The organism is Methylobacterium sp. BTF04 (genome assembly GCF_010692745.1).
In the GTDB taxonomy this organism is placed as follows: Bacteria; Pseudomonadota; Alphaproteobacteria; order Rhizobiales; family Beijerinckiaceae; genus Methylobacterium.
The window spans coordinates 1-14,368 of sequence record NZ_JAAHTB010000065.1 but is presented as its reverse complement, the minus strand read 5'-3'; the positions used below and the strand labels follow the sequence as shown (position 1 = coordinate 14,368).

The 14,368-nt window shown below is 65.0% G+C and carries 13 protein-coding genes and 2 pseudogenes; 4 read left to right on the top strand and 11 right to left on the bottom strand.

Translation table 11 applies throughout. The annotated features are described in order from the left end of the window. Positions 1-343: SPW repeat protein (locus tag G3T14_RS21680; RefSeq protein ID WP_204262997.1), on the bottom strand; the 343-nt coding region annotated here is incomplete at its 3' end. Between the two features lie 487 nt (positions 344-830). Here G3T14_RS21680 and G3T14_RS21675 point away from each other — a divergent pair. From G3T14_RS21675 to G3T14_RS21660, 4 genes and pseudogenes are all read left to right on the top strand, one after another. Continuing rightward, positions 831-2,666: a thiamine pyrophosphate-dependent enzyme gene (locus G3T14_RS21675; RefSeq protein ID WP_246733486.1), complete on the top strand. Its 1,836-nt coding sequence runs from the start codon at positions 831-833 to the stop codon at positions 2,664-2,666. 760 nt (positions 2,667-3,426) lie between these two features. Continuing rightward, positions 3,427-4,767: an MFS transporter gene (locus G3T14_RS21670; RefSeq protein ID WP_163644594.1), complete on the top strand. Its 1,341-nt coding sequence runs from the start codon at positions 3,427-3,429 to the stop codon at positions 4,765-4,767. Between the two features lie 55 nt (positions 4,768-4,822). After that, on the top strand, positions 4,823-5,809 hold the full coding sequence (locus G3T14_RS21665; RefSeq protein ID WP_163644593.1) for a 2-hydroxyacid dehydrogenase: 987 nt from the start codon (positions 4,823-4,825) through the stop codon (positions 5,807-5,809). A gap of 38 nt (positions 5,810-5,847) precedes the next feature. Further along, positions 5,848-6,209: pseudogene (locus G3T14_RS21660) on the top strand (hypothetical protein). Positions 6,210-6,339: 130 nt separating this feature from the next. On the opposite strand, the gene G3T14_RS24810 reads toward G3T14_RS21660, so the two are convergent. The 10 genes and pseudogenes from G3T14_RS24810 to G3T14_RS21610 form a co-directional block, all read right to left on the bottom strand. Then, the gene (locus tag G3T14_RS24810) at positions 6,340-6,993 is read right to left on the bottom strand and encodes an IS630 family transposase (RefSeq protein WP_246733488.1); all 654 of its coding nucleotides are present in this window, start codon (positions 6,991-6,993) and stop codon (positions 6,340-6,342) included. Then, positions 6,930-7,403 (bottom strand): annotated as a pseudogene (locus G3T14_RS21650) (winged helix-turn-helix domain-containing protein); the annotation flags it as partial. The pseudogene G3T14_RS21650 and the gene G3T14_RS24810, both read right to left, overlap by 64 nt. Before the next feature lie 236 nt (positions 7,404-7,639). Then, positions 7,640-9,262 carry a Na+/H+ antiporter gene (locus G3T14_RS21645; RefSeq protein ID WP_163644591.1) on the bottom strand — a complete coding sequence of 541 codons (1,623 nt, stop codon included), beginning with the start codon at positions 9,260-9,262 and terminating at the stop codon, positions 7,640-7,642. A 410-nt stretch (positions 9,263-9,672) separates the two neighbouring features. Further along, on the bottom strand, positions 9,673-10,011 hold the full coding sequence (locus G3T14_RS21640; RefSeq protein ID WP_163644590.1) for a hypothetical protein: 339 nt from the start codon (positions 10,009-10,011) through the stop codon (positions 9,673-9,675). 11 nt (positions 10,012-10,022) lie between these two features. Further along, a complete protein-coding gene (locus tag G3T14_RS21635) occupies positions 10,023-10,496 on the bottom strand; it encodes a heme-binding protein (RefSeq protein ID WP_163644589.1) in 474 nt (157 codons plus the stop codon). Next, positions 10,496-11,206: a hypothetical protein gene (locus tag G3T14_RS21630; protein WP_163644588.1), complete on the bottom strand. Its 711-nt coding sequence runs from the start codon at positions 11,204-11,206 to the stop codon at positions 10,496-10,498. The genes G3T14_RS21635 and G3T14_RS21630 overlap by 1 nt, the downstream gene beginning before the upstream one ends. A gap of 73 nt (positions 11,207-11,279) precedes the next feature. Continuing rightward, entirely contained in the window at positions 11,280-11,927 is a 648-nt protein-coding gene (locus tag G3T14_RS21625; protein WP_163644587.1) for a BON domain-containing protein, read from the bottom strand. 43 nt (positions 11,928-11,970) lie between these two features. Continuing rightward, positions 11,971-12,159 carry a hypothetical protein gene (locus tag G3T14_RS25205; RefSeq protein ID WP_246733487.1) on the bottom strand — a complete coding sequence of 63 codons (189 nt, stop codon included), beginning with the start codon at positions 12,157-12,159 and terminating at the stop codon, positions 11,971-11,973. Between the two features lie 682 nt (positions 12,160-12,841). Beyond that, positions 12,842-13,972, bottom strand: coding sequence for an alkene reductase (locus G3T14_RS21615; protein WP_163644586.1), 1,131 nt, complete (start codon positions 13,970-13,972; stop codon positions 12,842-12,844). A 157-nt stretch (positions 13,973-14,129) separates the two neighbouring features. Continuing rightward, positions 14,130-14,368, bottom strand: a 239-nt coding sequence (locus G3T14_RS21610; protein ID WP_163644585.1) for a helix-turn-helix domain-containing protein, incomplete at its 5' end; no start/stop codon positions are given.

Here is a 14,368-nt window from a genome sequence, read left to right as displayed (position 1 = left end):
ACGCTACGCTCGCCACCCCAAATCCACCGCCCTCATGAATAAGACGGGCTAGGACGACCGGCATCGAAACCGCGGGTTCAGCCATCGGCGATACGAGGAACGCCTCCTGCGGCACGAAGGCCCGTTGGAGGACCCAGGGTGAAATCGCAACCCATGCTCCTAACACGCCTGAGACCCACCGCGTCCAGGGCTCAGGCTCGGGGCCGTCTAGGAAGGCCAGGCCCATGACGGCGAACCCGCATCCGAAGGCGCTCAGGGCGGCGGGGAAGTTCCCGGTGTGGATGAACAGGAAAGGCGTCAGGACGACGAGCGCGCCCAGCACGGCCGAGATGCCGTTGAGCATGCCGCCCAATTCGTTGAGCGACCGCGAGCGCCGTCGGACTTGCCTGTTCATCGTAGCCGCTCCTGAATTTAGGTACTAAGGCGCGGCCTGGGACGGCTTTGCCTAGTGGATCCGGAAAGGCGCAAACATACGGCTGGTGCCGGTGGACATCTTTGATCGAGCGCAATGTCCTGTGGCGGACGCTCGATCCCGTACCTGCCGCCAGGCAGACTTTGCGAGACGGCAAGGAAAGTCGGGGGGTAATTGCCTTCTGTTTCTCAGGGATTTCGATCCGTATCGGATCCCACACAATCGCTAGATCAATTTTGAATAGCCGCTCGCCAAAGTCGCTTCGCGCTCCCTCGGCAAATATCGCTTACTACATACCTTTCTATGGCACGGACCGAAAAGCTGCGGGGTGCCACATCTGCTTCGATAGCAGGACTGATTTTGCTGTAGATCGCGATCAGATACGACGCCGCTATCCCAAATTGAAGGATCGACCTTGATGACGGTTGCAGACAACGTCGTATTGGCTTTGGAAAATACGCATCTCGATGCGCCTGCCGGACGTCCGGGGTCCATGACGAAACGGCCACCGGTTCGTTCCCTGGAAATTGATGTAAAAACGTCTCCGGTCGGCAAGTCCAACCTGGATACGGGGTACACCGTCGGGAGCTATCTCGGTTCTCGTCTTGCCCAAATCGGCCTCAAGCATCATTTTGCCGTGGCCGGTGACTACACTCTTATATTACTCGATCAGCTTTTGAAAAACAAGGATATGAAACAGGTCTATTGCTCGAACGAGTTGAACTGTGGCTTCAGCGCCGAAGGATACGCCCGTGCCCATGGCGCGGCCGCCGCAATCGTCACCTTCAGCGTCGGCGCGCTCTCGGCGTTCGACGCGCTCGGAGGTGCTTATGCCGAGAACCTTCCCGTAATCCTGGTGTCCGGTGCGCCAAACACGAATGACAGAGCCGCGGACCATCTGCTGCACCATACGCTCGGTACGCACGACTTCACGTATCAGATTGAAATGGCCAGGAAGATAACCTGCGCTGCCGTATCGATTACGTTAGCGGCCGAGGCCCCCGAAAAGATCGATTATGCCATACGCACGGCACTTCGCGAGAGGAAGCCGGCTTATATCGAGGTCGCCTGTAACCTCGCCGCCGCTCCCTGTGCCGCGCCAGGTCCGATCAGTGCGATCCTCGACGAGGAGCCGAGTGACCCCGCCTCACTGCAAGCCGCGGTGGTGGCGGCCGCCGAGTTCCTTCGCGGCAAGGAAAAGCCGGTCCTGCTGATCGGGAGCAAGCTGCGGGCCGCGGGAGCCGAGAAGGAGGCAATCGAACTGGCGGATGCGCTCGGTTGCTCCGTCGCCGTCATGGCAGCGGCCAAGAGCTTCTTTCCGGAGGATCATCCCCAGTTCATCGGGATCTATTGGGGTGAGATCAGCTCCCCAGGCACTCAGGCGATTGTCGATTGGTCGGACGGTGTGGTCTGCCTCGGCGCGCTGTTCAACGACTATTCCACGGTCGGCTGGACTGCGATGCCAAGCGGTCCCTCCGTGCTGACGGCGGACCCGAACCGGGTCCATATGGACGGTCGCGAGTTCGGCAGGGTTCGCCTGCGCGACTTCCTGGCGACCCTCGCCGGCAAGGTCGAGAGGCGCGATGCGACGATGATCCAATATGCGCGTCTCCGAACCGAGCCGTTACCGGAAGACGCGGCCCACCCTGATGCAAAGCTCACCCGCTCCGAAATGATGCGACAGGTTCGACCCCTCGTAACGGCCGAGACCACAGTCATAGCCGAGACCGGCGATTCCTGGTTCAACGGCATGAAGCTCAAGCTCCCGCACGGTGCCCGCTTCGAGATCGAGATGCAGTGGGGCCATATCGGATGGTCGGTGCCTGCGGCCTTCGGCTATGCCGTGGGAGCGCCTGATCGTCGGATCATCGTCATGGTGGGCGATGGCTCATTCCAGCTCACGGCCCAGGAGGTGGCGCAGATGATCCGGTTGAAACTGCCGATCATCATTTTCCTGATCAATAATCACGGTTACACGATTGAGGTTGAGATCCATGACGGGCCCTACAACAACATCAAGAACTGGGACTATGCCGGGCTGATCGGCGTGTTCAATGCCGAGGACGGTCATGGCCGCGGGTTACGCGCCAACAATGGCGGAGAGCTCGCCGAGGCGATCAAGGTGGCGCTCGCCAACCACGACGGGCCGACGCTGATCGAATGCGTGATCGACCGCGATGACTGCACGGCGGATCTCATCTCCTGGGGGCGCTTGGTTGCAAAGGCGAATGGGCGCCCGCCGAGCCCACAATAGCGCTTGAATAGCACAGAACCGCGCTGGTCCGCCTAGGACCGTTTCCAACGCAAACCAGCGCGCGTGATAGGCCGCTGAAATCGTCCGAGGGGGTCTCAGGAGTGCGAGGCGACCTGTTACCGACGACTGCCAAATCATCGTGACGGCGTCAGACGTAGGCCCGAACACCATACGCCCGTTGCTTTCAGGACCTTGCCGGTAAGGATCGGCCGATGATGGCGGTGGTTTCGGGCAAGGTCGGGGATCCCCTCATCCTGGGGACCCGTCTGGAGTCGGAGTCCGGGCCCGACGATGCCCTCATCCGGGTGGAGGCCGGTGGCGTACGGACCTTCGCATCATCAACGGGGGACTTTCCGGCAAGCCATGCATCCCATCGTGCCAGGACATGAGACCGTTGGCATCGTCGAGGCTTTGCCATCCGAACAGGGATTCAGCGTGAAGATGGGGGAAATCCTTGATCCAGCGCAAGGTCTCACCCGCATCACCGATTTAAGGTTCCCCAATCCTATCCCGGCCTGAACCGGCAATAGGAAATGGTTGATGACGCCTCCTTTGTCCCAGCGCGGACCCGCGATGTGTAGGGCGTCGGGCCTCTGCTTGAAGCGATCCTGGGCAGCGGCAAGGCATATTGAAGTCGCCTCATCACAAGAGCCTTTGCCTCAACAAAATCTCTCTATCTTGCGAGCGTTCAGCAAGAGAATTCTTCCCGTGCGACCAGGCCACAGTCGCAGAATAAACCGGATTTTGGAGATATCTTGAGATGGCTAATCCTGCGATCGCCACAGGCGATCAAAGAGGTCTCACGGCAGCACCGCCAACCGACCTCAAGCTTCTTTTTGTTCTCTCGTGGCTGCTTTGCGCGGTCTTCTACTTCTTCCAATATGCGGTGCGTTCCGCGCCCGGGGTGATGCAGGCGGAATTGAGCGCGGCCTGGGGCGCCAACCACATCGGCACGATGATCTCGGCCTACTACGTAGCCTACGCGGTGATGGCCCTGGTCGCGGGCGTCCTGCTGGACCGGTACGGCGCGCATCGGACCATCCCGTACGGCATCGCCGTCGTCGGCCTCGGCTGCCTCGTCTTCGCGCAGGGGAGCGAGGCGGCCGGCATGATCGGCTTCGTCCTCCAGGCCATCGGCGCAATCTTCGCCTTCGTCGGCTCGTCCTACGTGGCGGCCCGATACCTGCCGACCCGCATGCTGGCCCTGTTCATCGGCCTCACGCAATGCCTGGGCATGGCCGGCGCCGCGTTCGGCTCCAAGCCCGTTCACATGGCCATAGATCCGGCCGGCGGATTTAACGTCCCCTGGCAGCACGTCTGGATCGCCTTCGCCGCGATGGGTTTTGCGCTTGCCCTCGCGACCTGGTTCGTGATGCCGCGTGAGACCGGCGACAGCCCGAGCCACCATGGCGAGTTCTCGGTCTCCGCCCTGCTCCATCCGTTCAAGGTCATCTTCGGTAATCCGCAGAGCTGGCTCGCCGGCATCGTCGGGGGCCTTCTGTTCCTGCCGACCACCATCGGGGCCCTGGTCTGGGCCACGTCGTTCCTCCATGCCGGCGAGAACCTGTCGATGGCCGACGCCGCGTCGGACGCGGCCATGGTGCCGATTGGCTGGGTCATCGGATGCCCGCTGCTCGGATACGTCTCGGACAAGCTCGGCCGGCGTAAGCCGGTGCTGCTGGGCGGCGCCCTGCTGATGCTCGCGGCGGGCCTCACCGCCATCTACGTGCCCGTCGGGACGCTGCCGCGCTACTCGGTGGCCTTGGTCCTCGGCATCGCGTCCGGTGCGGCCATGATCCCCTTCTCGATGATGAAGGAGACCAACCCGGCCCAGGTGAAGGGGACGGCGGCCGGCGTGATGAACTTCCTCGTCTTCGTCACGACGGGGATCGTGTCGCCGTTCATCTCGCACCTGATGCTGCCGCGGCAGGGCGTTCCGTTGACCCTGTCCGACTTCCAGACCGCCTTCCTGCCCCTGGTGGGCGGCGTCGTCCTGGCCCTGATCCTCGCCCTGTTCCTCAGGGAGACCGGCACGGCCGAGCAGGGGCCCCTCGCGAAGGGCGGGACCAAGCCTTTCGTCCCGGCCCTGGCACCGGCCTGAGTGGCTTGTCGCCGATCCACACGTCCCGCCCATTCCCAAGCCCAAGGATGACCACATGGATGTCGCGGTCTTCAGCACCAAGCCGTACGACCGGCGCTTCCTCGACGCGGCCGTCGCTGGGCGCCATGCCCTGACCTACATCGGCGCGCGGCTTGACCCGACCACGGCGGTCCTCGCCGGCAAGGCAAAGGCGGTCTGCGCGTTTGTCAACGACGCGGTCGACGCCGCCGCCCTCGACACGTTCGCGGGCCTCGGGGTGCGGCTGGTCGTCCTGCGGTCCGCGGGCTTCAATAACGTCGACCTCGTCGCCGCCAAACGCCACGGCATCCTCGTCGCCCGGGTACCCGCCTATTCGCCCGAGGCCGTCTCGGAACACGCCGTGGCGCTGATGCTGTCGCTCGACCGGCACATCCACCGCGCCTACGCCCGTGTCCGGGACGGCAACTTCGCCCTCGACGGTCTGCTCGGGTTCAACCTGCACGGCCGGACGGTGGGAATCGTCGGGACCGGGCGGATCGGCCAGGGCGTCGCCAAGATCATGCTCGGGTTCGGCTGCAAGGTGCTCGGATACGACGTCGAGCCGAGTTCGGTCTGCGAGGCCATGGGCGTCGTCTACCACCCGCTTCAGGACCTGCTCGCCACCTCGGACATCATCTCCCTGCACTGCCCCCTGACGCCCGAGACGCGCCACCTCATCGATGCGGCCGCCATCAGCGTGATGAAGAGCGGCGTGATGCTGATCAACACGAGCCGCGGGGCCATCATCGATACGAAGGCGGTCGTCGCCGGGCTGAACGAGGGGCGGATCGGCCATCTCGGCCTCGACGTCTACGAGGAGGAGGAGGAGCTCTTCTTCGAGGACAAGTCCGACGTGGTCATTCGGGACGATGTCTTCGAGCGCCTGCTGATGTTCTCGAACGTGCTCGTCACCGGGCACCAGGGCTTCTTCACGGTCGAGGCGATGACGGCCATCGCCGAGACCACCGTGGCCAACATCGACGCGTTCGAACGGACGGGACGACCGGTCCACATGGTGGCCTGACCGAGCAGGCCTGCCGCCTCTACAAGACATGGATCTTCATGTTGCCTCACGTCACACTCACCCTAGCCCGCGGTCCGGACTTTCCTGACGGAAGCGTCAGCCACGGCTACGAGATCGACGCGCCCCTCGGCCCCGATGGAACTCTGGACTCAGAGCTTTGGAGCAAGGAGCGGGACCATTGCCGCGTCCGCCGGTTCCGGCTTGGCGAGCCGAACCGCGACGGGCGCCTGGTTCATCGGCAGGGCGGCTTCGGCGGGGGGGCCTGGCTGATCGACTACGACGACACGACGACGACGCATTGGGCTACCGGCTCGGCAGCCACCATTTCGTGGAGGGCGAGTATGTCTCGATCCGCGAGGACGACACGATACGGACCTTCAAGGTCGCCGGCATCCGTTGATCGTGACAGGTCGTGGAGACGGGATGTTCCGTTCCGATGCGTGGAGCGACGGATCGGCTCCGGAGCGTTCGGGCTATCACGTCTCGGTCGCGTGGATGAGTTCGTAGGGTGTGATACCGTTTCCGGTTGATTAGCTCGGCATTGAGCGCTGGGGCCACCAGTGGAAGAGGGTGTTCGCTCGCAGGGTGTCGGGATCGGCTTCGAGGTCTTTGCAGCGTTGCTCGATGCGCTCTTGGATGTCTGTGATGTCGTCGAAGTGCTCGTTGACGATGGGTTCGTCGACGAGCCGCCAGAGATGCTCGGCGGGCTGCAGTTCGGGCGTGTAGGGCGGCAGGTAGATCAGGCGCAGGCCTTCGGGCACGCGCAGGCCGGGCTCGGTGTGCCAGCCGGCCCCGTCGAGGAGCAGGACGACGGTGCGTCGTTCGCCCGCCCCGGCCTCGCGGGCGAACAGTGCCAGCAGGCCTTCGAAGAGCGGCTTGGAGACGCCGTTGCCGACGTACCAGTGGCTCTCGCCCGTGGCGGGCGCCACGAAGGCGGTGACGTAGAGCCATTCGTAGCGGTGGTGACCGAGGGCGATCGGCCTGTGTCCGCACGGCGCCCACACCCGGCGCGTGACCGGCTTCAGCCCGATGCGGTGCTCGTCCGTGCAGAAGAGCGCGACCGGCAGGCCGGGGTTGCGCGCCTCCTCTTCGGCGAGGGTCGCGGCGAGTTTTTTTTGAAGGCGGCCTGTGCCTCGGGGCCGGCTGCGGCCGGGTTCCTCGGGCGTGGGGCCTGGATCGACCAGCCGATCGCCTGCAGCGCCTCCCAGGCGCGCTGCGGGTAGACCGAGACCAGTCCGAGTTCGGCCGCCATCCAGCTCGCGATCTTGGACGTGTTCCAGGTCCCACCATCGGGGGGCGGCCCGGCGAGGCGCACGCGCAGCTTGTCCAGGAGGTCAGGGGTCAGAAGTCGCGGGGCCGTCCCGTTGCGACGGCGCCGGTCGCCCAGCGCATCGGGACCGAACTGGTTGTAGCGGCTGGCCAACTGTTCCAGCCAGCGCTGCACGAAGCCGGTCGTGGCAGCCACGTCCGCCAACGGCTTGCCCTGTGCCAGAAGCCAGATCGCCTGATAGTGCCGCGCCGCGCAGGCATCATCGCTGGTTTTGGCACGAAGGCCCAGTTCCACGACGCTCAGATGATCGGCGATGTGAGCCATGTCCGCCTCCATGAGACATGGCCCAGACCCTAAACATCACGCCGCTCGACAGGAATCCCCCCGAGTCAATCAGACGGAAACCGTATGAGGCGGCACGGAGGCATTTGCCGGCGGCCATGACCGTAGGCGCTCACGAACTTCCGCAGGACGTTGCGCGGCTCGGCATGGCGGTATCCGTATCGCGAAGATCCCGTCCCGGGCCGTGAGGTGGTCCCCGGTCCCGTACCCATGGGACCCTAGATCACTAACCTGGCTTCGACCAGATCGACCTCACGGACAAGCCGGCGCAGGAGTTCGTCGTCGATGAGTCGGGACCGACGCAGACGGTACAGCGCTTGGCGCTCGGCATCGACGCCCGCAAGGCGCAAGCGCTTCTCCGCGTTCGCCAGTTGCCGGGCGCGGCTGAGGTCCTTACCCCGCCCAGGGGGCGAGGCTTCCATCTCCTCGTATCGGTCCATGGCCCTGGCACCGGCCTCCACGGCGACGGACACGTCTTCCTGCTCCTCCACCATCTGCTGCTGCAGCGCTTCGATGGCCGTCACGGCATCGTCGCGGGCGGCTGCTCGTGCCACGTCCTCCTCTGCATCGCGACCGGGTTCCGGGGGCAGACGGAGCCCTCGCAGAAGTGGCGGCAGGACCGTGCTTGCGAGAAGCAGCGAGGTGAGGATGACCCCCATCGCGATGAGAATGGCGAGATCCCGGGCCGGGAACGGGGTGCCGTCCTTCAAGGTGAGTGGCAGGGTGAGGATACCCGCGAGGGTGATGGCACCCTTCGCGCCGGCCAGTGTCGTGGCGGCCACGAGGCGCCAGGGCGGCCCCTCGCGCTTCTCCCCACGTTGGCGCGTCCACGCTGGGGTGAACTGGAGCGAGATCCAGACCCAAACGAACCGGATGGCCATCAGACCAGCGGTGATCGCGAGGATCCAGGCGACGAGCCAGCCTGCCCCCTCGACATCCGCCTGCTTGACGGCGTGCCCGAGAACCCCGGGGAGCTGCTCACCCAGCAGCACGAAGATCGATCCGTTGGCCGCCAACGCGACGGTATCCCAGACGGCCGTGCGGCGGACGCGGGTACTGCCGAGACTATGCCCCCGGATCTCGACGTAGGTCATGGCGACGCCGGCGGCGACAGCCGCCAGGATACCAGATGCGTGCACCTGCTCAGCCGCGAGGTAGGCGCCGAACGGCGTAAGGAGGCTGAACAGGATCTGCAGGCCGGGATCCTCGCCTGCGCGCCGCCGCAGGAGATCCTGGGCTCCCATGAGGACGAAGGTCGCGAGGGCGCCGACGCTGAGGCCGCCGAGGGCCAGCCAGACGAACGTGGTCGCGGCCTCGGAAAGCGAGAAGGTCCCGGTCAGGGCGGCGGCGATGGCGAAGCGCAGGCAGACGAGGCCGGTGGCGTCGTTCAGGAGGGCCTCACCCTGAAGGATATGCATCAGGCGTCGTGGGACGGGGGACTGGGCCGCGACGGACGACACCGCGATGGGATCGGTCGGCGACAGGACGGCCGCCAGGGCGAAGGCCACGGCGAGCGGGATGCCGGGAATCATGCCGTAAATCAGCATGCCGATGCCGAATACGGTCAGGACGACGAGACCGAGCGCCAGCGCCACTACGGACTTTCCGTCCCGGAAGAGATCGCGCTTAGGGATGCGCCAGCCGTCGAGAAACAGGAGAGGTGGCAGGAAAACGAGGAAGAAGGTCTCCGGGTCGAGCGACGTGCTCGGCAGCGGACCGAGGGCCAGCGCTACGCCGATAGCGATCTGGATCAAGGGCAGGGGAAGCGAAAGCAGGCGACCGAGCGCGCCGCTCACCAGGACCGATAGAAGCAAGGCGAGGACGACGGTGACGCTATCCATGAACCTCTTCCACTGGGCTCGGCGCTTAAGTGAGGAGCCGATGGTCGAGACGGGATCGACCACATGCCGGACGCGAGGAAGATCCGTCAGCCGACCGGGCGGCACCCGTTCGGGAACTTGAAGGCGTGATTGGGAGCGACCCACATACCAGCCCGAACGTTGGCGAAGGCCAGGACCAGGATGAGCCCCGGTTTCCGGTCCATAACTCGTATCGCATAGTCCGGATATTCGGTGCCGGACCGCTGACCAAGGGCGTCCAGACCCAAGGGCCGCAGCTTCGATCCGCGATGCCCCCTCACATATGCGACCCCGGTCTCCCACCTCGGCCTTAGTCCTGTCACTCACGTCCCGTGCCGACGGATCTAGCTTCCGGGCTCGCCGGCGCTCGAACCTCGTTGTCCCTTCACGTGTCACCCGAGCGTCGGGTGATCGACCGGCATCGTTCCAATCCGTACGGCCCCGTTGGGGGGTAGCTGGAGGGCATCCCCCCGCCGGGCCGAGGAGACCGCTGTCCGTGCGCCTTCACTGGCCCAAGTGAGCCTGACCGCGATCTCGTGGCCTGCATCGCCGAAGACGTGCGCCACGTCCTCGACGGTCCAGCGACAGGCGCCGGCCTCGAATGCGAGGACGACGCATTCCCCGATGCGGGGTATGGGTTCGCCTGGCACGAAGGGAATGCTCCGCCGGCGGGTCTCGTCGATCCATCCGAGCCCGCCGGGGGCGAGGAACACGACGTCGAGGACTGCCATGCGGTCCGTCCTCAGCGTCCGGCGACGAGGCGCGGGGGTTGCGGATCGACCGTCGCTAGGCCGGCGAGGCGACCGGCGGCCAAAGCGCAGGCAAGGTCCTGTTCGCGTGACGCATCGCCGTACACGCCGATGGCGCCTATCAGCGAGCCGCACCGTCGCAAGGGGATGCCGCCGCGCTCGTGGAAGGCGGCGGTCCCCTCGCCCTCGACGACGGAGCAATACAGGTCGTCCCCGGGCGGGGGCATGAACTCGCTCCGCTGGCCAGAGACCGCGGAGGCCACGGCCTTTCCGATAGCTCCGTGCGCCGTCATGCAGCCCGCACCGTCCATCTTCGAGAAGGCGACGAGGCGACCCTGGGGACCGCACACCGCGACGCTGACCGCGATCCCGAGGCGCGAGGCCTCCCCGATGGCATGCCCGACCACCGCGGTCGCCTCGGCAAGCGTGAGGTCGCCATTGGACAGGGTGGGAACGGGGGCGGCCATCACCGGCCGTCCCGGGTCAGCATCCCGCGCCCAAGCGCGAGCAACTGACCGTCCGTTGTCGCCGACAGGTCCACGGTCGCGGTCGCGACGACCCGGATCTCGGTTCCCGGATAACGCTCGTGCAGTCTCTCCGAGAGGACGGCCATCGCGCTGGCCTTGCCGGTGCCATGGCCGACGATGGCGACCCGCGGCGCGTTCTCGACGGCGGCTGCGATGCGGTCGTAGTAGCCAAGGTCCTCGGGTGCGCGCTGGCCGCGATAGTTGCCACCCTCCTTGTGGGCGAGATGGTGGATGTAGCCCTTGGGGTCGTAGGGCCGCAGCGTGGTCTCGGTCTCGCCGCCCACGGTCTCGGGGTCGAGGCGATAGATCCGCGCCTCGTGATGGTCGACGACGATGAGGGCATCGCTGTCCGCTTCCGGGGGCGAAGCCTCAAGGACCTCGGTCGAGTAGGGTGAGAGCCCGGCATCCTGCATCAGGTGGCGCAGGCGCTCGACCTCGCGTGGGTCCATGTCCTTGTCACGCGGGCGTAGAAAGGTCGCCGTCCGGCCGGCGAGGGTGAAGCCCCACTTGTCGTCGCGTTTCTCTTCGGCGCTCCCGATCCTCCCGACGAAGGCGACCACCTCGCGCCATTCCAGGTTGTTGCTGGTCGGGTGATGGAAGATCCGACCAAGGAGGGTCCGGTCGTGACCGTGGATCTGGGCATTGATCATCGGAAGGGTTCCTGACGGACTTCGCACCGGGCGGTCTGCCCGGTGCGGTGGCGTTCGAGGTTCGGGGGTCTGCTCAGACGACCCTGATGTTGTTCTCGACGGTGGTGGCGCCGGGCGCGGCCCAGGCGGTCCATCCGGCCATCTGCCGGTCGTACCAGTTGTCCACGGTCCCGGTCAGGCGGACCGTACCGCCGCTGGCCGTGACGTTGATGGTCTTCGGGTCGTACCAGCTCCGATGCAGTGCCTCGGTGATGTCGGCACCGATGTTCACCGCGTTGGGCCGCTCCTTGATCTTGATCGAGTTCAAGATGCCGACCACGCCGAGCATTCCGCGGATGTCGTGCTCCGCCGCTTCTTTCTGGAACTGCCAGTCGACTTGGCCGGTAAGGGTAACCCAGCCCTTTTCGACCTTGACCTGAACCGCCTTGTCGGGAACCGAGACGTTCCAATCCAGGCGCAGGAGAAGCGCAGCCGCGATCTCATCGTCGTTCTTCTCGGCATGGTGGGGGAGACGAACCTCGATCTCCTCGGCGACGGCGCGGACACCCTTGACGCGTCCGGCAGCCTTATCGGCAGCGTACTTCTCCATGTAGTTCTGGACGTGTCCGGTCAGGGTCACGATGCCGTCCTTGGCGGTGACGCCGATATGCGCGGCATTCACGCTCGGCTCCCAGTCGAGCTCTTTGAGAACGTTGGACTGCAATGTCTTGTCCATGGTCATGATGGTCTCCTGGGTTGAGGACTGAAAGGCGCGAGGCAAACGGTTACCGATGGCGACGATCATGATGGCGGTGATAATGGCGACGCCCGCGCATGCCGCTGCGATAGCCGCGACGGCCCGGGTCGATGCCAAGCGCACCGTTGACGGTGCCGACCGCCCCACCGACCGCCCCGCCGACGATGCCCCCGATGGGACCACCGACACGGTCGCCTTCGGCGGCGCCACGGCGCATCCCGCCGGGCAATCCCTGAGCATTGGCAAACGCGGGTAGGGCGAAGGCGGAAAGCGCCAGGGCGGTGGCAACCGCCAAACGCTTCAAAGAAGGTTTCATGGAAGCTCTTTCTGATGGTCGGACGCGTCCACCGAGGCTCGGTGAACACCGGCGAAAAACCACTGCCGCAATGGGCCATACCGTTGGTCTCGCCGACCGAACCTTAGTCACGGGCCAGGATCAGTCCTTGATCCAACGCAAAGTCCGGCGCCGTCTGCGGATGCATGCTGCCCGTCACCATGGCGGAACCCGAACAAGGCACCGCCGCGCGCAGAGAGGTCACAAGATGACAAGATCCTTATGCTTGATCCTGGCCGTACTGGTGCTTCCCCTCGGCGTGACCGCCGCCGGGGCGACATCACCCGAGGGCCGCCAAGCGCGCTCCAACGGACCGAACATGCCGCAATCCCAGGACGTCGTACCGAGCGAGATCAGACCGCAGGAACCCACCGTGACGGGAAGCGCGCGAGAGCCTGACGGTCGTCACGGACGTTCAGGCGTGCACTCTCGCTGGCACGGGATTCATCCGAACCTGCCCGGTCTCAAGTTACGGTAGCGACGAACCCGTTCGAGCAAATCCCGGGAGGGTGGCATCGATGAGCCTGTTCTCGGCCATCCTCCCCGGAACGTGTGCCGGCATCGCTCAATGGTCGAGGAACAGATAATCGGTGTAGCCATGCGCGCCGCCGCCGTAGAGCGTTTCCTTACCTATGAGTTCGTTGAGCGGGGCGTCCTTGCGCAGGCGAGCGACCAAGTCCGGATTGGCGATGAACGCACGTCCGAACGACACCAGATCGGCACGACCGCTCGCGATTTCATCCATGGCCATCTCGCGGGTGTAGCCATTGTTCGCCATCCAGACGCCTTCGAAACGTCGACGAAGCCCCGCATAGTCGAAGGCGATGCTGTCCCTCGCGCCCCCGGTCTCACCCTCGACCACATGGACGTAAGCCAGGCGGAAGCGGCTGAGGCCGTCGACGACGTGATCGAACAGGGCCTGCGGGTCGCTGTCGTGGGAATCGCCGGCGGTGGAGACCGGGGAGATCCTGACGCCGAGCCGGTCCACGCCGATGGCCAGCGCACAGGCCTTGGTCACGTCGAAGAGCAGGCGCGCCCGGTTCTCGATGGAGCCGCCATAGGCGTCGGTGCGATGGTTCGTGCCATCGCGCAGGAAGGCATCGAGCAGGTATCCATGGGCGCCGTGAAGTTCGACCCCGTCGAAACCGGCGTCGATAGCGCAACGCGCGGCATGCCGGAAATCGGCGATGATCCCCGGGATCTCGTCCAGCCTCAGCGCCCGCGGCATCGACACGTCGATGAAGCCCTCGCCGGAGACGAAGGTCTTCGCGTTCGCGCGGATCGCGGAGGGCGCCACGGGAGCCTGGCCGTCCTTCTGGAAGCTGGTGTGCGACATCCGTCCGGTATGCCAGAGCTGCACAACGATGGTCCCGCCCTTGGCGTGGACGGCGTCGGTGACCTTCCTCCATCCACGGACCTGATCGTCGGTGTAGCATCCCGGTGTATGGGCATAGCCTTGCGCCTGGGCCGAGATCTGCGTGGCCTCCGCGATGATCAATCCGGCCGAGGCACGCTGAGCGTAGTATTCGACCGCGAGCGGGCCCGGGACCAGGCCCGGGCCGGCGCGGTTTCGCGTTAGGGGTGCCATGGCGATCCGATTGGCCAGTCGAAAGGCTCCGACCCGAATTGGTTCGAACAGCGTATGTTGCTTCTCGAAAACCCTATCGGTGGCGAGTGCGAGGTTCGATTGGGTCATGGTCAGAACCTAAGATGGAATAAATTAATCTGTCTCCAACCTTGCGCCTTCAGCAATCCAGTTGCTAGGAAATCTCACAAGATTTAAGAGAATGCCATTTAAGACATGGCGTTACTCAATTAGATTCGCTTTGACTGAGATCAATTTGGCAGGCTGTTCAGTGCGCCGACATTCGGTCCAGTCGGACTTGATCAATCAGCCGGACGCCTCCCGGCACGACCATGATGCATCCGTCCCGATCCAGGCGCGCCATGGTCCGGCTGACCGTCTCGATGGTGAGGCCGAGATGGTCGGCGATGTCGAGGCGGCCCATGGGGAGTTCGAGCGTAACCGAGGATCGCCCGATCCGGACGTAGCGCTCTTGAAGTCCGATTAGGAAGGCCGCCACCTTCTCGT

Excerpts from the sequence above, each read along its gene's own strand:
- G3T14_RS21670 (WP_163644594.1), top strand. The coding sequence starts at position 3,427 with ATGGCTAATCCTGCGATCGCCACAGGCGATCAAAGAGGTCTCACGGCA.
- G3T14_RS21625 (WP_163644587.1), bottom strand. The coding sequence starts at position 11,927 with ATGACCATGGACAAGACATTGCAGTCCAACGTTCTCAAAGAGCTCGAC.
- G3T14_RS21640 (WP_163644590.1), bottom strand. The coding sequence starts at position 10,011 with ATGGCAGTCCTCGACGTCGTGTTCCTCGCCCCCGGCGGGCTCGGATGG.
- G3T14_RS21675 (WP_246733486.1), top strand. The coding sequence starts at position 831 with ATGACGGTTGCAGACAACGTCGTATTGGCTTTGGAAAATACGCATCTC.
- G3T14_RS21635 (WP_163644589.1), bottom strand. The coding sequence starts at position 10,496 with ATGGCCGCCCCCGTTCCCACCCTGTCCAATGGCGACCTCACGCTTGCC.
- G3T14_RS25205 (WP_246733487.1), bottom strand. The coding sequence starts at position 12,159 with ATGCGCCGTGGCGCCGCCGAAGGCGACCGTGTCGGTGGTCCCATCGGG.
- G3T14_RS21665 (WP_163644593.1), top strand. The coding sequence starts at position 4,823 with ATGGATGTCGCGGTCTTCAGCACCAAGCCGTACGACCGGCGCTTCCTC.
- G3T14_RS21645 (WP_163644591.1), bottom strand. The coding sequence starts at position 9,262 with ATGGATAGCGTCACCGTCGTCCTCGCCTTGCTTCTATCGGTCCTGGTG.
- G3T14_RS21615 (WP_163644586.1), bottom strand. The coding sequence starts at position 13,972 with ATGACCCAATCGAACCTCGCACTCGCCACCGATAGGGTTTTCGAGAAG.
- G3T14_RS21630 (WP_163644588.1), bottom strand. The coding sequence starts at position 11,206 with ATGATCAATGCCCAGATCCACGGTCACGACCGGACCCTCCTTGGTCGG.